This is a genomic window from Acidovorax sp. IB03 (assembly GCF_016406015.1).
Taxonomy (GTDB): domain Bacteria; phylum Pseudomonadota; class Gammaproteobacteria; order Burkholderiales; family Burkholderiaceae_C; genus Acidovorax; species Acidovorax temperans.
Map to the genome: position 1 here is coordinate 23,988 of NZ_JAEFCH010000028.1, position 16,079 is coordinate 40,066.

The 16,079-nt window shown below is 66.7% G+C and carries 17 protein-coding genes and 1 pseudogene; 10 read left to right on the top strand and 8 right to left on the bottom strand.

Annotated elements, in window-relative coordinates:
- Positions 1–144: 144 nt before the first annotated feature.
- Positions 145–903, bottom strand: coding sequence for a TSUP family transporter (locus IHV84_RS14500; protein ID WP_044395360.1), 759 nt, complete (start codon positions 901–903; stop codon positions 145–147).
- A 338-nt stretch (positions 904–1,241) separates the two neighbouring features.
- Here IHV84_RS14500 and IHV84_RS14505 point away from each other — a divergent pair, with 338 nt between their 5' ends.
- A complete protein-coding gene (locus IHV84_RS14505; RefSeq protein ID WP_066691069.1) occupies positions 1,242–1,586 on the top strand; it encodes a hypothetical protein in 345 nt (114 codons plus the stop codon).
- 105 nt (positions 1,587–1,691) lie between these two features.
- Here IHV84_RS14505 and IHV84_RS14510 read toward each other — a convergent pair whose 3' ends face one another.
- Positions 1,692–3,371 carry a GMC family oxidoreductase gene (locus IHV84_RS14510; protein ID WP_198847388.1) on the bottom strand — a complete coding sequence of 560 codons (1,680 nt, stop codon included), beginning with the start codon at positions 3,369–3,371 and terminating at the stop codon, positions 1,692–1,694.
- 251 nt (positions 3,372–3,622) lie between these two features.
- Here IHV84_RS14510 and IHV84_RS14515 point away from each other — a divergent pair, with 251 nt between their 5' ends.
- The 4 genes from IHV84_RS14515 to IHV84_RS14530 are packed head-to-tail and all read left to right on the top strand — an operon-like array spanning position 3,623 to position 7,356.
- On the top strand, positions 3,623–4,756 hold the full coding sequence (locus IHV84_RS14515; RefSeq protein WP_198847406.1) for an ABC transporter permease: 1,134 nt from the start codon (positions 3,623–3,625) through the stop codon (positions 4,754–4,756).
- 3 nt (positions 4,757–4,759) lie between these two features.
- Complete coding sequence (locus IHV84_RS14520; protein WP_198847389.1) at positions 4,760–5,656, top strand: ABC transporter ATP-binding protein; 897 nt, start codon at positions 4,760–4,762, stop codon at positions 5,654–5,656.
- Positions 5,656–6,633, top strand: a complete 978-nt coding sequence (locus tag IHV84_RS14525; protein ID WP_198847390.1) for an MlaD family protein — start codon at positions 5,656–5,658, stop codon at positions 6,631–6,633. Before IHV84_RS14520 ends, IHV84_RS14525 begins: the two co-directional genes overlap by 1 nt.
- Before the next feature lie 45 nt (positions 6,634–6,678).
- Positions 6,679–7,356: an ABC-type transport auxiliary lipoprotein family protein gene (locus IHV84_RS14530; RefSeq protein WP_198847391.1), complete on the top strand. Its 678-nt coding sequence runs from the start codon at positions 6,679–6,681 to the stop codon at positions 7,354–7,356.
- Positions 7,357–7,392: 36 nt separating this feature from the next.
- Here IHV84_RS14530 and IHV84_RS14535 read toward each other — a convergent pair.
- Positions 7,393–7,854, bottom strand: a pseudogene (locus IHV84_RS14535) (DUF1501 domain-containing protein); the annotation flags it as partial.
- A 517-nt stretch (positions 7,855–8,371) separates the two neighbouring features.
- Here IHV84_RS14535 and IHV84_RS14540 point away from each other — a divergent pair.
- The 3 genes from IHV84_RS14540 to IHV84_RS14550 all read left to right on the top strand — a co-directional run bounded on the left by IHV84_RS14540 (position 8,372) and on the right by IHV84_RS14550 (position 9,919).
- Positions 8,372–8,590 carry a CsbD family protein gene (locus IHV84_RS14540; protein ID WP_044395415.1) on the top strand — a complete coding sequence of 73 codons (219 nt, stop codon included), beginning with the start codon at positions 8,372–8,374 and terminating at the stop codon, positions 8,588–8,590.
- A 72-nt stretch (positions 8,591–8,662) separates the two neighbouring features.
- On the top strand, positions 8,663–9,244 hold the full coding sequence (locus tag IHV84_RS14545) for a hypothetical protein (RefSeq protein WP_198847392.1): 582 nt from the start codon (positions 8,663–8,665) through the stop codon (positions 9,242–9,244).
- A gap of 168 nt (positions 9,245–9,412) precedes the next feature.
- A complete protein-coding gene (locus IHV84_RS14550) occupies positions 9,413–9,919 on the top strand; it encodes a hemerythrin domain-containing protein (RefSeq protein ID WP_066691996.1) in 507 nt (168 codons plus the stop codon).
- 196 nt (positions 9,920–10,115) lie between these two features.
- Here IHV84_RS14550 and IHV84_RS14555 read toward each other — a convergent pair whose 3' ends face one another.
- Both IHV84_RS14555 and creD read right to left on the bottom strand, forming a co-directional pair.
- Complete coding sequence (locus IHV84_RS14555; protein ID WP_233100034.1) at positions 10,116–10,370, bottom strand: hypothetical protein; 255 nt, start codon at positions 10,368–10,370, stop codon at positions 10,116–10,118.
- A complete protein-coding gene (creD, locus tag IHV84_RS14560) occupies positions 10,367–11,875 on the bottom strand; it encodes a cell envelope integrity protein CreD (RefSeq protein WP_198847393.1) in 1,509 nt (502 codons plus the stop codon). Before creD ends, IHV84_RS14555 begins: the two co-directional genes overlap by 4 nt.
- A gap of 227 nt (positions 11,876–12,102) precedes the next feature.
- On the opposite strand from creD, the gene IHV84_RS14565 reads away from it, so the two are divergent.
- Positions 12,103–12,252, top strand: coding sequence for a hypothetical protein (locus IHV84_RS14565; protein WP_170207434.1), 150 nt, complete (start codon positions 12,103–12,105; stop codon positions 12,250–12,252).
- Positions 12,253–12,286: 34 nt separating this feature from the next.
- Here IHV84_RS14565 and creC read toward each other — a convergent pair whose 3' ends face one another.
- From creC to IHV84_RS14580, 3 genes are all read right to left on the bottom strand, one after another.
- Positions 12,287–13,732 (bottom strand): two-component system sensor histidine kinase CreC, encoded by a 1,446-nt coding sequence (gene creC / locus IHV84_RS14570; protein WP_198847394.1) that lies wholly within the window; start codon positions 13,730–13,732, stop codon positions 12,287–12,289.
- A gap of 73 nt (positions 13,733–13,805) precedes the next feature.
- Positions 13,806–14,507 (bottom strand): winged helix-turn-helix domain-containing protein, encoded by a 702-nt coding sequence (locus IHV84_RS14575; RefSeq protein ID WP_198847395.1) that lies wholly within the window; start codon positions 14,505–14,507, stop codon positions 13,806–13,808.
- A gap of 6 nt (positions 14,508–14,513) precedes the next feature.
- A complete protein-coding gene (locus IHV84_RS14580; protein WP_142085426.1) occupies positions 14,514–15,149 on the bottom strand; it encodes a MarC family protein in 636 nt (211 codons plus the stop codon).
- 168 nt (positions 15,150–15,317) lie between these two features.
- On the opposite strand from IHV84_RS14580, the gene IHV84_RS14585 reads away from it, so the two are divergent.
- Positions 15,318–16,007, top strand: a complete 690-nt coding sequence (locus IHV84_RS14585) for a dienelactone hydrolase family protein (protein ID WP_198847396.1) — start codon at positions 15,318–15,320, stop codon at positions 16,005–16,007.
- The last annotated feature ends 72 nt before the right edge of the window (positions 16,008–16,079 follow it).

Genomic DNA, 16,079 nt, shown 5'->3' on the forward strand with positions numbered 1-16,079 from the left:
ACACAACCATCGCCAGGGGCGATGGGCCTGTTCATCAAATAGAAATAATTATAGGACGCCCGTTCTTTTGAAGAACACGCAGGACAACCCTAGTGTTGCGCGGGCGTCCAGCGGGTTTTTGACCGGCGTCAGCCCACCGCTTGTTCAGCGCAGGAACGCGTCGTAGCCCGTCTTCAGGATCAGGCTGCTCACCACCACGATGAAAATGCCGCGCACAAAACCGGTGCCATGCTTGAGTGCCATGTGCGTGCCGGCCATGCTGCCCACCACATTGGCGATGGCCAGCGTCACCGCGTAGTGCCACCAGACATGGCCCTTGAAGGCAAACAGCGAGATGGCCGCGATGTTGGTGGCGCAGTTGAGCAGCTTGGCCGAGGCCGAGGCGTTCAGGAAGTCGTAACCCAGCAGGCGCACGAACAGGAACACGAAGAAACTACCGGTACCCGGCCCAAAGAAGCCGTCGTAAAAACCAATGCCCAGGCCCACCAGGCTGGCCACCCACACCTCGGCATTGCCGCTGAAGCGGGGCGCATGGTGGCGGCCCAGGTCTTTCTTGGCCAGGGTGTAGGCCAGCACGGCCAGCAGCACCAGCGGCAGCACCTTGCGCAGTAAGTCGGGCGACAGGGCCGTGACCGTCCAGGCACCTGCAAAGGCGCCGGCAAAACCCGCTGCCGCTGCGGGCAGCAGGGCGGCCCAGCGCATTTCCACGCGGCGGCTGTACTGCCAGGTGGCCATGGCGGTGCCCCACACCGACCCGGCCTTGTTGGTGCCAAACAGCGTGGCCGGTGCTGCCCCTGGGAAGGCGGCAAACAGGGCCGGGGTCAGGATCAACCCGCCGCCGCCCACAATCGCATCAATGAAGCCTGCCAGGAGCGAGGCGAAGGTGATAAAAATCCATTCCATCGCCCGATTTTCGCACCTCTACTGCTATGACCTTGGTAGCAACGCGGTGGAGCCGGCGACAGCGCTGCGCACGCGCAGGCGAAAAAAAAGCGCTGGGATCGCCAGCGCTTCGAAAACTTTGCGCACCTCGTTGGGTGCTTATCTTGGTAGTTGGTTTAAGGGTTGTCTCCTCGGTCCCCTCATCTGGGACGCCTTGGAGCCCCGTGAGTGCTTGCACTGTAACCCCTGCACTTGCGTGGTGCATTGGGAGTTTCCCGAGGGATGGTGCAGTGCACCAAACGGGGCGCAGCGCTGGCACGCCTTGTGCATCCCCCCGAAGGCAACGGAGGTAGCAACAGATGAACCACAGCGAGAAACTCGCCATCGCCGCGCACCTGCATGTGCTGCTGCGGCGCAAGACGGGCCGCGTGACAGACACCGAATGGATGGCCAGCAACGGCAGCTATGCCCGCGAGATCGCCCGCTTCGCCCGCGAACGCGCCGTGTTGGACCAGGCCCCTGAACTGATCGAGTGGGCCGACCGCCTGGATCACTGCATGCAAGACACCTTGGCGGCCGAGTTGCGCCGCAGTGCCCGCGAGGCCGAGGCCGCCCGTGTAGCAGAGCAGGCTGCCGCACCGTCGGCGCACACTGCGGCCGCGGGGCATTCGCAGGCGCGGCGTTATGTGGGTGGTATCCGCTGATCTGGCGCCGTGCTGAACCGCCCCGCCGTGGGCAGGCGGCCCTGCCATGGCGCATTGCCCATCGCCCTGTGTATGCGTTTGGACTGACGAGTGCGCGAGGCTGCGTCAGCCACCCGCGCGCTGAGCCTCCACCATCCACTGCGCGGCGCGTTCGGCCATCATCAGCGTGGGCGAGTTGGTGTTGCCGCTGGTGATGGTGGGCATGGCCCCTGCATCCACCACGCGCAGGCCGTGGATGCCGCGCACACGCATCTGACTGTCCAGCACCGCCATGGGGTCCTGGTCGTGCCCCATCTTGGTGGTGCCCACGGGGTGGAAGATGGTGGTGGCAATGTCGCCCGCCAGCCGCGCCAGGTCTTCATCGGTCTGGTACTGCACGCCGGGCTTCCATTCCTCAGGCCGGTACTTGGCCAGCGCGGGCTGGGCCACGATGCGGCGCGTGACGCGCAGGCTGTCGGCGGCCACCTTGCGGTCTTCGGGGGTGCTCAGGTAGTTGGGGGCAATGGCGGGCGCGGTGCGGAAGTCGGCGTTCTTGATCTGCACTGTGCCCCGGCTGGTGGGGTTGAGGTTGCACACGCTGGCCGTGAAGGCCGGGAAGCTGTGCAGCGGCTCGCCAAACGCATCCAGCGACAAGGGTTGCACGTGGTACTGGATGTTGGGGTACACATGCTCGTCGCTGCTGCGCGTGAAGGCACCCAGTTGCGACGGCGCCATGCTCATGGGGCCGCTGCGTTTGAGCACGTATTCGAGCCCGATCTTGGCCTTGCCCACCAGCGAGTTGGCCATGGTGTTGAGCGTGGGCACGTTCTGCACCTTGTAGACCGAGCGGATCTGCAGATGGTCTTGCAAATTGGCACCCACGCCGGGCAAATCTTGCACCACGTCAATGCCATGCTGGCGCAGCAGCGCTGCGGGCCCGATGCCCGAGAGCTGCAGCAGCTGCGGCGAGTTCACGGCGCCCGCACTCAGCACCACCTCGCGGGCGGCGTGGGCGGTCACCATCTCGTGGCCGTCCCACACCTTCACGCCGGTGCAGCGGCGGCTGCCATCGGGCTGGGTTTCGATGATGAGCTGCGTGGCCTGCGCGCTGGTCCACATCTCAAAGTTGGGCCGCCCATAGCAGGTGGGGCGCAGGAAGGCCTTGGCCGTGTTCCAGCGCCAGCCGCTTTTCTGGTTCACCTCAAAGTAACCCACGCCCTCGTTGGTGCCCCGGTTGAAGTCGTCGGTGGCGGCAATGCCGGCTTCCTGGGCAGCCTGCGCAAAGGCGTCCAGCACATCCCAGCGCAGGCGCTGCTTTTCCACGCGCCATTCGCCGGTGCTGCCGGTGGCTTTGTTGCCGTGCAGGCGTTTGAAGTTTTCATTGACGCCCTCGGGCTGGTCCAGCCGCCAGTGGTCTTCGTGGCGGCGGAAGTGGGGCAGCACGTTGTCCCAGCGCCAGCTGTCGTCGCCCGTCAGCTGGGCCCACTGGTCGTAGTCGCGCGACTGGCCGCGCATGTAGATCATGCCGTTGATGCTGCTGCAGCCGCCCAGCGTCTTGCCGCGCGGGTAGCGCAGGGTGCGGCCGTTCAGGCCTGCGTCGGGCTCGGTGTGGTAGAGCCAGTCGGTGCGGGGGTTGCCAATGCAGTACAGGTAGCCCACAGGGATGTGGATCCAGTGGTAGTCGTCTTTTCGCCCCGCCTCCACCAGCAGCACGCGGTAGCGGCCACTGGCGCTCAGGCGGTTGCAGAGCAACGCGCCTGCAGTGCCGCCGCCAATGATGATGTAGTCAAACTGGGTGTCGCTCATGGATGGGTCGAAAACGGATTGGTAACCCGCCCCATTGTGCTGAGCGCCCACCGTCTGTCGATGGGGTAAATGCCTGTTGCTATCAAATAAATAGCTGGTTGCGCTTGTTCAATAAGCGCTGGAGGGTGTTTTGATAAAAATTACATCTGCTCCCCGGAAGAATGTGCCAAGCGCTGCACGCGGATCCGCTACCATGCTTGACTCTGTCGTTCACCCTCATTGCCCGCCCGGCGGCCCGCGCCGCCCTCACCATGACCATTGACAGCGTTGCCCCCCGCATCGTCCGCACCGACACACCCGATGGGCCGTGCGCGCAGCCGCAAGGGCGCTGGGGCGCGGCCGAACTGGGCACGCGGGCACAGTGGAAGCTGCTGCGTCGCCAGCTGCAAGACAACGCACCCGCCGCCACCTTGGGGTGGGATTTGCGCAGCCTGCAGTGGCTGGACCATGTGGGTGCCCAGCTGCTGTGGAACCACTGGGGCCACACCTGGCCCGCGCGCCTTGAGTTGACGGACGTGCAGCGCACCCTGCTGGAGCGCGTGGCAGAGCTCACCATCACCAACCCGCCCGCACCTGCGCCCTGGCGCCTGTTTGACGAGGTGGACCGCCTGGGCGCGCTGGTGCTGCACGGGCTGGACCACGCCCGCCATATCGTGCAGATGGTGGGTCAGCTGGTGCTGGATTTGCTGCGCCTGGCGCGCAACCCCCGGCGCGGCCCCTGGCGCGATGTGTCGGGCCACCTCTACCGCATGGGTGCCACGGCCCTGCCCATCACCGCGCTGGTGGGCTTTTTGATTGGTGTGGTGCTGGCCTACCTGATGAGCCTGCAGCTGCGCCAGTTCGGGGCCGAGTCGTTCATCGTCAACATCCTGGGCATCTCGCTCATCCGCGAGCTGGGGCCCATGCTGGCGGCCATTTTGGTGGCGGGGCGCTCGGGCTCGTCCATCACTGCGCAGATCGGTGTGATGCGCGTGACCGAAGAGCTGGACGCCATGCGCGTCATGGGCATACCGCACGGCTTTCGGCTGGTGATGCCGCGCACCCTGGCGCTGGCGCTGGCCATGCCGCTCATCAGCGTGTGGACCACGCTGGCCGCGCTGGCAGGGGGCATGCTGGCGGCCGACATCACGCTGGGCATCTCGCCTTCCTACTTTGTGCAGGCCCTGCCCGCCGCAGTGAAGGTGGGCAACCTCGGGCTGGCGGTGGCCAAGTCGGTGGTGTTTGGGGCGTTCATTGCCCTCATCGGCTGCCACTGGGGCCTGCGCGTCAAGCCCAACACCCAGAGCCTGGGCGAGGGCACCACGGCCTCGGTGGTCACGTCCATCACCATGGTCATCATCGTCGATGCGATATTCGCCGTGGCCTTCCGCAACGTGGGGATCTGAGCCATGGCCACCGCGCACTCGCACCCACCGCTGTTGGCCACCCCCGACGCCATTGCCGTAGCGGCGCACACACCTGTCCACGAACAGCCCATCGTCGAAGCCAAAGGGCTGTGGACGGTGTTTGGCAAAGGCACCGAAGCCTTTGCCGTGCACCAGGACCTGGAGTTCGTCGTGCAGCGCGGTGAAATGTTGTCGCTCGTCGGCGGCTCGGGCACGGGCAAAACCGTGCTGCTGCGGCAGATTTTGGGCCTGGCCCAGCCCACGCGCGGCACCGTCACTGTGCTGGGCCGCCCGGCATCTGAAATGGGGCGCGAAGGTGCTGCCAGCCGCGTGGGCATGCTGTTCCAGCACGGCGCGTTGTTCTCGGCCTTCAACGTGCTCGACAACGTGGCCTTTGCCCTGCGCGAGCAAGGCACCCTGCCCGAAGAACTGGTGCGCGCCGCTGCCCTGGTCAAGCTGCAGATGGTGGGCCTCAAGCCCGAGCACGCCACCCGCATGCCGGCCGATCTGTCGGGCGGCATGGTCAAGCGCGTGGCCCTGGCCCGCGCGCTCATCATGGACCCACCCCTGCTGCTGCTCGACGAGCCCACAGCGGGGCTGGACCCCAGCAGCTCCGACGACTTCTGTGCCCTGGTGCGCGAGTTGCGCGCGGCCCTGGGGCTCACCGTCATCATGGTCACGCACGACCTCGATACCCTGTTTGCCCTGAGCACCCGCGTGGCCGTGCTGGCCGATAAAAAAGTCATCGTCACCGGCCCACCGCACGAGGTGGCCCACTTCAAACACCCGTTCATCGAACACTTCTTCATGGGCGAACGCGGCCAGCGCGCCATGGCGCCGTTGCAGCCACCTGCACCGGCAGCCACGCCAAATGCCGCCGCGCCCTCCAAGGAAACCTGATGGAAAACAAATCACATGCCCTTGCTGCGGGCATCTTTGTCATCGTCGTGACGGCGCTGCTGGCGGGCCTGGCCATCTGGCTCACCCGCGACAACGCCAATTACGACCTGTACGAGCTCACCACCAGCGATGGAGTCAGCGGGCTGCAGCCCCAGGCCGCCGTGCGCTACAAGGGCGTGGCCGTGGGCAAGGTGCAGCGCATCGGGTTTGACCCGCAGGTGTCCGGCAACGTGCTCATCCGCATCGCCGTCAACCACAACGCGCCTGTCAGCCCCACCACCTTTGCCACGCTGGGCTACCAGGGTGTCACTGGCCTGGCCCATGTGCTGCTGGACGACGCCACCCAGCCCTTGCCCCAGCTGCCCCCCGGCCCCAGCGGCCTGCCGCGCCTCACGCTCAAGCCCTCGCCCTTTGGGCGCATTGCCGAGCAAGCCCCCAACATCCTGGCCCAGGTCGAGGAAGCCACCCGCCGCATCAACCAGTTGCTGGGCGATGAGAACCAGCAGCGCATCACCCAGGCGCTGGGTAACATCGGCCAGACGGCGGGCAGCGTCAACGCGCTTACCCAGCGGCTCGATGCCACCCTGCAAAACCGGCTGGACCCCGCACTGGCCGCGCTGCCCCCGCTGGCCGACGACGCGCGCCACACGCTGAAATCGCTGCAGCAGGCGGGTACCAGCGTGACGGCCATGGCCAACGACATCCGCACCACCACCCAGCGCCTGAGCGCCGAAGGCGGCGCCATCGACCAGCTCACCCACGGCGCGCAGGTGATGGCGGCAGCGGCCGACAACTTCAGCCGCTCCACCCTGCCCAGCATCAACCGCGCCGCCGACGAAACCGGCCGCGCCGTGCGCCAGATGGGCCTGGCCGCCAGCGCCGTCAGCGACAACCCCCAACTCTTCATCTACGGCAGCGGCCGCCTGCCCCCCGGCCCCGGCGAGCCCGGTTTTGCCCCGCCCCTGGCCCACCCCTGACCGACAAAGGCACGCGCCATGCACACACCCTTCGCACGTTCTGCCATGAATGCTATTGAAAATATAGCTGCTAGCGCTTGCTACAAAAGCGCTGCAGCCGCTTTTTGTCTGGTATTGCTGGTGGGCTGCAGCGCCTTGCCAACGCCGCCCAACCGCCCTGTCTCGTACGACTTTGGCCCGGGGCTGACCAGCCTGCCCGCCGCCGACCGCCGCGCCAGCCTGCCGCCCATCGCCCTGGCCGACGTGGAGGCCACGGGCCTGTCAGAAAGCAGCACCGCCGTGCTGTACCGCCTGAACTACGCCGACGCCCAACAGCTGCGCCCCTACACCCTGGCCCGCTGGACCCAGCCGCCCGTGCAACTGGTGCAGCAAGCCCTGCGCGACCAGCTGGGCCTGCGCCGCGCCGTGCTGCAAGACGCCGATGCCGCCGCCCAGGCGCGCGACACCGCCCGCGGCGGCAAACTGCCGGCCGTGCTGCGCATTGAGCTGGAAGAATTCAGCCACCTCTTCACCAGCCCCACCGAAAGCACCGGCCTGCTGCGCCTGCGCGCCACCCTGGTAGACCCCACCCCCGCAGGCGAAACCCTGCTGGGCCAGCGCGTGTTCATCGTGCAAAAGCCCGCGCCTACCCCTGACGCCGCGGGCGGCACCCGCGCCCTGGCGGCTGCTGCGCGGCAGGTGGCGGTGGAGATTGATGAATGGGTGGCGCAGGGCGTGAAGTAAGCGGCGCCCTTTGCCTGGGCTGGGCGCACCCAGCGTTCAGGCGGCCATGAAGCCCAGGTCGGTGGGGTAGTCCGCCCCGCCAAAGTGGCTCAGGTTGGGCAGCACGCCCGCCAGCTCGGTGTTGGCCACGCCGAACCATTTGGCCAGGGTGGCTGCGTACTGGTCTACCGACGTGCTGGGCAGCAGGCGGCCCTGGCCCACGTGCCATTGGTCGTTGGCGTCGGCGGTGTTGGTGATGCTCACCGGTGGCGCCTTGCCGTAGAACGCCCGGCCTTTGACTGCGCCGCCCACCATGAAGTGGTGGCTACCCCAGCCGTGGTCTGATCCGTCGCCGTTGGAGCTGAGGGTGCGGCCAAAGTCGGATGCGGTGAACGCCGTCACCTTGTCGGCCACGCCCAGCTCCACCGTGGCGTCGTAGAAGGCGGCCATGGCTTCGCTCACGCGCCGCATCAGGTTGGGCTGCTGTGCGACGAGGTTGTCGTGCAGGTCCGCCCCTCCCGAGCCGCCTCCGCAGGCCGCCAATGCGGTGCTGGCCAGCGCGGCTGCCAGGGGGGCCAGCGGTGGGATGGGTTGTGTGCCGGATGCAGTGCCCACGGCAGCGCTCGCTGCCGTGGGTCCGCTCCCCTCCTCTTCCTTTGCCGCCAGTGCGCGCAAAGGCTCCTCGTGGGTATTTGTCATGTTGTGAGCAACCGTGGAAATGCGCTCGAAAGTGTAAGAAGCACCTTCGTCTTCTCTTGGCGCAATTTGTGAGCAATCGATACGGTCGTTACAGGGTCGCGCCCATTCCCCTGCGCTGCCTGGGCCCCTGTGTTGCAAAGAGGTGCCTCACTGTCGCGCTGCGCCTACAGCCGGGGGGGCGCGTCCTGCACCGCCGTAGGCCAGAGCCGACGGTGCCTGCCTTGCGCGGACTACGCTGGCCACGCGGCTTGTTTTCTACAGTGACTCCATCGCCGCAGCATGTATCTCACGCATTTCGGGTGGGTGGCTGGGGTGAGTTGAACTGAGGATGCGAACCATGAATGAAGACACCATCAAGGGCAACTGGAAGCAATTCAAGGGCAACCTGAAAGAGCAGTGGGGCAAGCTCACTGACGACGACTTCGACGTGATCGACGGCCGCCGCGAACAGCTGCTGGGCAAGCTGCAAGAACGCCAGGGCCTGGCCCGCGAAGCGGCTGAAAAGCAGATCAGCGACTGGCAAGCCCGCCACCCAGCCTTCCGTTTCAACGACTGACCTGCTCAGTCCTTCGGGCTGCGCGCTTGCCGCCCTTGTTCACCCCACCTATTGAATATTGAGGAGAAGACCATGAAATTCACACGCACACTGATCGCCCTGTCCGCTGCAACGCTGATGGCCACCTCGGCCATGGCTATGGAGCCCGCTGAATACAAGGCAGCCAAGGACCAGATTTCTGCCGACTACAAGGCCAACAAGCAAAAATGTGACGCCCTGCAAGGCAACGCCAAGGATGTCTGCCAGAAGGAAGCCAAGGGCGCTGAAAAGGTGGCCAAGGCCGAGCTGGACGCCCGCTACAAGCCCAGCGACAAGGCTGCTTACAAGGCACGCGTAGCCAAGGCCGATGCCGACTATGAAGTCGCCAAGGAGAAGTGCGATGACCTGAGCGGTAACGCCAAGGACGTGTGCGTGAAGGATGCCAAGGCCGCCCATGTGAGCGCCAAGGAAAACGCCAAGGTGGCCCGCGCCGCTGCCAAGCCCGCTGACAACACTGCAGCCAAGCAGGCTGACGTGGCAGAGGCCCGCAAGGACGCTGCCGCCGAAAAGAACGAAGCCAACTACAAGGCCGCCAAGGAACGCTGCGATGCCCTGAGCGGTGACGCCAAGTCCAAGTGCGTGGACGACGCCAAGCGCGTGCACGGCCAAAACTGAACGCGCCACTGACCGTGGGGCAGGTGGCCGCAGCGCTGCCTGCCCGCCCCAGCCACCGGGGTGAAATGGTTACGGGGGCCTGCCAACGGCAGGCCCCCTGATGTGCGTCAAAACCCCAGCCCGTGTTCTGCCTAAGCTGCCGCCTTTTGTCACCAACGAGGAAGAACAATGGCTGCACTGGAATGGTCTGACGCGCTGGCGCTGGATTTGCCCCTGATGGACGACACCCACCGCGAATTCGTGGATTTGCTGGCCCAGGTGGAGCAGGCCGACGACGCGACCGTGGTGCAACGCTGGCAGGAACTGGTGGACCACACCGAGCACCACTTCGGCCAGGAAGACGCCTGGATGGTGGCCACCCGATTTGCCTCTGGCAACTGCCACACCACGCAGCACAAGGTGGTGCTGCAGGTGATGCGCGAAGGCATCGTGCGGGCCGAGCAGGGCGACCTGCAGCCCATCCGCATCATGACGGGCGAGCTGGCCCAGTGGTTCCCCCAGCATGCGCAGATGATGGACGCCTCGCTGGCCCTGCACCTGCGCCGCGTGGGTTTTGACCCTGCCACCGGCGTGGTGCATGCCCCTGACGCATTGCCTGCCGAACTCATCCAGGGCTGCGGCAGCACCCACAGCTGCGTGGACCACCCCGAAAAAGAGCCCGCCGAGGCCGCCTGAGTCTCTTTGGATGCTATTAAAGGTATAGCTGCTGGCGCTTATTGCATAAGCGCTGTAGCCCTAAGAGCGGCTAACAAAACTCAGCGAAGCGGTTCTGGCTAGGCGCCGCGTCGCAGGCAGTACGCGTAGTACGACAAGACGAGGCAACGACGCCAGAAGAGTTTTGTTAGCCGCTCTAAAACACCTCTAAACGCTTTCAGCGCCTTAGCGGCAGCAGCATGGCCGCCATCCACCACGACAGATCACGCAGCGCCCGCCGCAAGGGGGCCGTGGCCGGGCGGCGGTAGGCGCTGCGCAGCAAGGCCTGCTTGGCGGTGTGCAGCGCCCGCCGGTCTTGGGCCTGCAGTGCGTGCAGCAGCCGCTGGCGGTGGCGCTCCAGCCGCTGCGCCTCGGTGTCCGTCAGGCCCGCGCAGGCTGGTGCGGGCGGGGCCAGGCTAGCGGCTTCGTTCATGGCGCGTCCTTGGGCGCGGCAGCGGGCATGGCCGGGGGCGTGCTGCGCTGTGCAGGCGTCAGCCCATACCAGTTCACCTTGCGGGTCAGCACCATCACCGCCGTCAGCACCAGGAACAGCGCCACCGAGCCCACGGCCAGCGCTGTTTGCTCCAGCTGCAGCAGCACGTACAGCAGGCCATACAGCAGGGCAATGCCTGCCCCCAGCGGAATGCCACGCGCCAGGCTGCCCAGCATGTGGCTGGCGTAGTAGCCCAGCAGCAGCACACAGGCGGTGGCCGCAGCCAGGTACGACCAGCCAAAGGGCAGGTGCTCGGACAAGCTCACCAGCAGCAGGAAGAAGCTGCACAGCGCCGCGCCCACCAGCAGGTACTGCACCGGGTGTACGCGCAGCCTTTTCGTCGCCGGGCCGCCCCAAGACGAAAAAGCGGCCCCCTCGGGGGGCAGCGACCCGCGCAGCGGTGGAGCGTGGGGGCCATTTCCCATCAGCTCGAACAGGCCCACGGCCACAAAGGTCAGGGCGATGAACAGCAGGCCGTATTTGGTGGCGCGGTCTGCCAGGGTGTAGGGGTTCACCGGGTCCACAAAGGCCACGCCAAAGCTGTCGGCGCAGTCGCGCGGTGTGGTGCCTGTGGGGGCGTATTCGGTGGGCGCATCGTCGTACCTGCCAGCGCAAATGCGGCGGCCGGCCTGCACATCCTGCTGCGCCGTGGTGGCCAGCGATGACAGGCGCCACTGGGCCGTGAAGCCCTCGGGCCCCCAGGTGCGCTCTGACGGCAGGAACCGCCCGTTGAACGAGGGGTGGGGCCAGCTGCCCGTCATCTTCACATCGGTGTTGCCGCCCAGGGGCACGATGGACAGGCGCTCGGTGCCCACCAATTCCAGGTCCAGCGCCAGCGTCAGGGGCTCGGCCTGGCCGCGCACGCCTTCAGGCAGCACCGCGTGCAGCCCCCGGCTGTAGGTGGGGTGGAAGGTGCCGGGCTTGAGGGCCAGGGCCTGTTCGCCCAGCGACACCTGCGCCGTGCGAATCCCCCGTGCATCGCCCACCGCCACCATCACGATGGGCGCGCCGCACTGCAGGCGCGAGCCTTTGACGGTGCTGTGCGCCTGCAGGCTGGCCAGCCCGGCCCACTGCGCGGTGAGGTGCGTCTTGAGGTTGAAGGTGTTGACCTTGTGCAGGCCCCGGGCGCGCTCTTCCATGCCCACGCTGGATCGCACCTGCAGCTGCTCGGGCATGGCGGTGAGCAGAAATTCGCGCCGCTGCTCGGTGGTGCGGCGCTCCTCGCCCTTGCCGGTCTCTGCATCCCAGCTTTCCACGCAGGCGCTGTGGATCATCGGGCCCATCAGCGTTTGCGGGCCGGCCAGGCTGTCGGCCACGCTTTGGGCCGTGAGTGTGCGGTAGCGCTGGCGGTCGCGCACCACCTCTTCAATCTGCGCCAGGCCGATGAGCAGCAGCACGAACACGGCGCCCAGCGCGGCCAGTTTGGTGATCAGTGGGTGTTTCAAAAGACTCCTCCTTGGGTTGAATGTGGAGCGAGTTTTTGGCCCGTGCGTGAGGTGCCCATGAAGTTTGTGAAGCGGGCGTGAAGTGGTGGAAGCACATGGTTCGGCCACGGCAGCACGCGCTGTGTGCAGCGGTGTTGGCCTACGGCCCGCCGTGGCAGTGGCTGACGCCAAACCGTCATACAGCCGCGATAGCCTTCGCTGGCAACCAACCACGCCAAAGGCGCCCCATGTTTTCCAAACTGTTCGGCTGGACCCATTTGCTTGACGCTCTGCTGGATGACCTGTTCGACGAGCGTCGATGGGGGCTCGACCTGCCCGGGCAAGACTGTCTGGGCACCGAGGAATGCTTGGCCCTGGCCGCGCAAGACGGCGTTTGAGCCCAGCGCCTGAGTGGGCGCGCAGCTGCGGCGCTCAGCGCCCCAGGTTCAGCGTGACGCGCAAGCCAGGGGCCGTGTTGCGCACCTGCATGTGCCCGCCGTGCAGCACCATCACCCGCTGCACAATCGCCAGCCCCAGGCCCGACCCACTGCGCTCGCCACCCGGCCGCGCAGTGGTGAAGAAGCGCTCGCCCAGGCGCGGCAGCGCGTAGTCGGGCACGCCGGGGCCTGCGTCTTGCACGGCCACCGTCGCCCCGTCCAGCTCCACCCGCACCGTGCTGCCTGCGGGTGCAAAGTCAATTGCGTTGTCCAGCAGGTTGCCAATCGCCAGGGTGATCAGTTCTGCCTCCCACGGCCCGCTGTGGCCCTGGCCCGAAAGCACCAAGGCCACCCCGCGTTGCGCTGCCCGGCCCTGCGTGTGGGCGATGGCGGCAGCGGCACAGTCGTGCAGCGCCACGGGGGCGTTGCCCTCGGCGTGCTGGCGCTGCTCCAGCTTGCTCAGCTCCAGCAGCCGGTCAATCAGCCGCTGCAGGCGCTCGCTTTGCTGCACCACCTGCGTGGCAAATTCCGCGCGGTCTGCGGCGGGCAGCTCATCCTGCAGCAACTCGCCCGCGCCGCGAATGGCGGCCACGGGGCTTTTGAGTTCGTGCGTGAGGGCGCGCACATAGCCTTCGATGTAGTCGCGCCCTTCCAGCCGCACGCGCATGCGGTCCATGGCGCGGGCCAGATCGCCCAGCTCGCCGGGCACCTGGGGCACGGCCAGGGGCTGGGCAGGCAGGGTGCCGTGTTCGCTGTCGGCCGGGCCTTGCACGCTCAGGGCGTAGTCGCGCAGTCGGCGAACGTTCCACACCATCCACAGCGTCACGCCCACGCCCACGGCGGCCGACAGGGCCAGCAGCAGCAGCCCGCCCATGAACACCTTGCGCTCGGCCCGGTCGATGAAGCGCTGAACGGTGCGCGTGGGCTTGGCCACCGTCAGCACCCCGGCAATGCGCTCGTCCACGTAGATGGGCGCAGCCACATGCATCACGCCGCTGGTGTCGTCGCCCGCCACCTCGCGGGTGGAGCGGGCCCCGTACTCGCCGCGCAGCGTACGTGCCACGTCTCGCCACTGCGAATAGTCGGCCCCCACGGCCTGGTTTTCGGAGTCGAACAGCACGCGGCCCTGGTGGTCGGTCACGTACACGCGAAAGTCGAGCGACTGTTTGGAAAACCCCCAGATGCCCGCATCAATGGGCCGCGTAGCGTAGTGCCGCACACGCTGGGCAAAGCGGCTTTGGCTGGCATCGCGCGCCAGCTGCCCGCTGGCCAGATCGTCGCTGGCCACCTCGGCCAGCAGGTTGGCCGTGTCCACCATCATGTCTTCCATCACCTCGCGCACGCTGGGCTTGATCTCGGCCATGAACACGCGCAGCACGAAGAACGCGGCAATGCCGTTGATGAGGAAGAAGGCGAACAGCAGGCGGATGCCCAGGCGCATGGGTGTACAGCCATTCAATCAAAAATGATAGCTGCTGGCGCTTGCTGAATAAGCGCTGGCGGCTGATTTGGCTTTAAACATCAAGACAGTAGCCCATGCCCCGGTGCGTGCGGATGTACTCGCGCCCGGCATCCACCTCGCGCAGCTTGGCGCGCAGGGTTTTGATGTGCGTGTCTACGGTGCGGTCGGTGCTCTCGCTGTCGTCGCCCCAGGCGGCGGCCAGCAGGGCGTCGCGCGAGTGGATGCGGCCCGCGCCGCGCAGCAGGTGCGACAGCAGCCGGTATTCGCGCCGCGTGAGCGGCAGCGCCTGGCCGTGCAGGGTGATGCGCTGGCCGGTTTCGTCGTCTACAAAAGGCGTGGCGGCCACGGCGGCGGGCGCAGGCATGGCGGCGCGGCGCAGCAGGGCCTTGATGCGGGCGGCCAGCTCGCGCGGGCTGAAGGGCTTGGCCAGGTAGTCGTCGGCGCCCAGCTCCAGGCCCAGCACGCGGTCCAGCTCCTCGCCCCGGGCGCTGAGCATCAGCACCGGCGTGGCCTGGCGCAGCCGCAGGGCCGCAGCGGCTTGCCCGTGGCGCACGTCGCGCAGCAGGTCCAGTCCATTGCCATCGGGCAGGCCCACGTCCAGCACCAGCAAGTCAAACGGGTGGCGCTGCATTTGCTGGCGTGCGTCCTGCACCAGCAGGCAGTGCGTCACCTGCAGGCCGTCGCGCTCCAGCGCATAGGCCACGGTGCGGGCGATGGCGGGGTCGTCTTCGAGCAGCAGCAGGCGGGTGGACATGGGCGATCAGCGCGCAATGAGGACCGGGAAAATCTTGCCCAGCCCGTCCGTCATCACCTCCACCGCCAGTGCGGCCAGGATCAGGCCCATCAGCCGCGTCATCACGTTGATGCCGGTCTTGCCCAGCACGCGGGCGATGGGGTCGGCCAGCGAGAAGCACACGGCCGTGGCCAGGGCAATGACCACGCCGTAGCCCACCAGCGCGGCGTGCTGCCAGAAGGTCTGGGCGCGGTCGGCATAAATCACCACGGTGGACATGCTGGCCGGGCCGGTGAGCAGCGGAATGGTGAGCGGCACCACCGCAATGCTGCTGCCTGCGGCGGCTTTTTCGGCGCCTTCTTCGTATTCATTGGTGCTGGGCTTAGCCTCGGCGGGCTGGGCGTTGAGCATGTTCATCGCGCTGATGAGCAGCAGCATGCCGCCGCCCACCTGAAAGCTCTGCAGCGAGATGTTGAAGAACTCCAGAATCTGCAACCCCAGCAGCGCACAGGCCGCAATCACGCAGAACGACGCAAACGCCGCCGTGCGGATGGTGCTGCGCCGCTGCGCCGCCGAAAAGCCCTGCGTGTAGTGGATGAAGAACGGCACGATGGCCAGCGGGTTGACGATGGCCAGCAGGGTGATGAGCGGTTTGAGATCCATCATCGGTCTCCGAAAACAAAAAAGGATGAAAGCAAAGGGCGGCAGCGCAGTGTGGCAGCATGCACCGTGCCAAGGCCGAGCCCGGTGCTGGTGTTTACGCCAAGGTGCTCCATGCAATGCCGTCTGCTGCAAGAATGGCGCATTGGAACAGTTTTCAGGAGCAAACACATGGGTCAATTTGTCGATTTGAAATCTGCCGACGGTTTTGTGCTGCCCGCCTGGGTGGCGGAGCCCGACACCGCGCCCCGGGGCGCGGTGGTGGTGCTGCAAGAGATTTTCGGGGTGAATTCCCACATCCGCGCGGTGGCCGACCGCTTTGCCGCGCGCGGCTACCTGGCCGTGGCACCCGCCACGTTCCACCGCGTCAAGCCCGGTGTGGAGCTGGGCTACACCGCCGACGACATGCAGGCTGGCATGGAGCTGAAAGCCGCGGTGGAGGCACTGCCCGCCCCCGGTGTGATGCCCGACATCCAGGCTGCCATTGACTACGCAGCCCAGCGCAGCGGCCGCAAGGTGGGCATTGTGGGCTTTTGCTGGGGTGGGCTGCTGACATGGCGCGCTGCGTGCACGCTCACCGGCCTGTCGGCGGCCGTGCCTTACTACGGCGGCGGTATGACAACCCCTGAGGAAGCCGCCCGCCAGCCCAAGGTGCCGGTGCTGGCCCACTTTGGCGAGCGCGACCACTGGATTCCGCTCGATAGCGTGCAAGCCTTTGACCGCGCCCAGCCCGGCGTGGAGGTGCATGTGTACCAGGCGGACCACGGCTTCAACTGTGACCAGCGCGGCAGCTACGACGAGGCTGCCGCCCTGGCTGCCCGCGACCGCACGCTGGCGTTTTTCGACAAGCACCTGGGCTGATCGCCCGTAGCATGGCCCGCAGCCTCCGCGCTGCGTGGCTGTGCGCGTCAAAGCACGGTGGGGCATCGCATT

What these genes read in the sequence shown, in the direction of transcription:
- IHV84_RS14505 (WP_066691069.1), top strand. Translation starts at nt 1,242, where the DNA reads ATGAACCACAGCGAGAAACTCGCCATCGCCGCGCACCTGCATGTGCTG.
- IHV84_RS14520 (WP_198847389.1), top strand. Translation starts at nt 4,760, where the DNA reads ATGGCCACCGCGCACTCGCACCCACCGCTGTTGGCCACCCCCGACGCC.
- IHV84_RS14545 (WP_198847392.1), top strand. Translation starts at nt 8,663, where the DNA reads ATGAAATTCACACGCACACTGATCGCCCTGTCCGCTGCAACGCTGATG.
- IHV84_RS14555 (WP_233100034.1), bottom strand. Translation starts at nt 10,370, where the DNA reads ATGAACGAAGCCGCTAGCCTGGCCCCGCCCGCACCAGCCTGCGCGGGC.
- IHV84_RS14550 (WP_066691996.1), top strand. Translation starts at nt 9,413, where the DNA reads ATGGCTGCACTGGAATGGTCTGACGCGCTGGCGCTGGATTTGCCCCTG.
- IHV84_RS14580 (WP_142085426.1), bottom strand. Translation starts at nt 15,149, where the DNA reads ATGGATCTCAAACCGCTCATCACCCTGCTGGCCATCGTCAACCCGCTG.
- creC (WP_198847394.1), bottom strand. Translation starts at nt 13,732, where the DNA reads ATGCGCCTGGGCATCCGCCTGCTGTTCGCCTTCTTCCTCATCAACGGC.
- IHV84_RS14575 (WP_198847395.1), bottom strand. Translation starts at nt 14,507, where the DNA reads ATGTCCACCCGCCTGCTGCTGCTCGAAGACGACCCCGCCATCGCCCGC.
- IHV84_RS14525 (WP_198847390.1), top strand. Translation starts at nt 5,656, where the DNA reads ATGGAAAACAAATCACATGCCCTTGCTGCGGGCATCTTTGTCATCGTC.
- IHV84_RS14515 (WP_198847406.1), top strand. Translation starts at nt 3,623, where the DNA reads ATGACCATTGACAGCGTTGCCCCCCGCATCGTCCGCACCGACACACCC.
- IHV84_RS14540 (WP_044395415.1), top strand. Translation starts at nt 8,372, where the DNA reads ATGAATGAAGACACCATCAAGGGCAACTGGAAGCAATTCAAGGGCAAC.
- IHV84_RS14530 (WP_198847391.1), top strand. Translation starts at nt 6,679, where the DNA reads ATGAATGCTATTGAAAATATAGCTGCTAGCGCTTGCTACAAAAGCGCT.
- IHV84_RS14510 (WP_198847388.1), bottom strand. Translation starts at nt 3,371, where the DNA reads ATGAGCGACACCCAGTTTGACTACATCATCATTGGCGGCGGCACTGCA.
- IHV84_RS14585 (WP_198847396.1), top strand. Translation starts at nt 15,318, where the DNA reads ATGGGTCAATTTGTCGATTTGAAATCTGCCGACGGTTTTGTGCTGCCC.
- IHV84_RS14565 (WP_170207434.1), top strand. Translation starts at nt 12,103, where the DNA reads ATGTTTTCCAAACTGTTCGGCTGGACCCATTTGCTTGACGCTCTGCTG.
- IHV84_RS14500 (WP_044395360.1), bottom strand. Translation starts at nt 903, where the DNA reads ATGGAATGGATTTTTATCACCTTCGCCTCGCTCCTGGCAGGCTTCATT.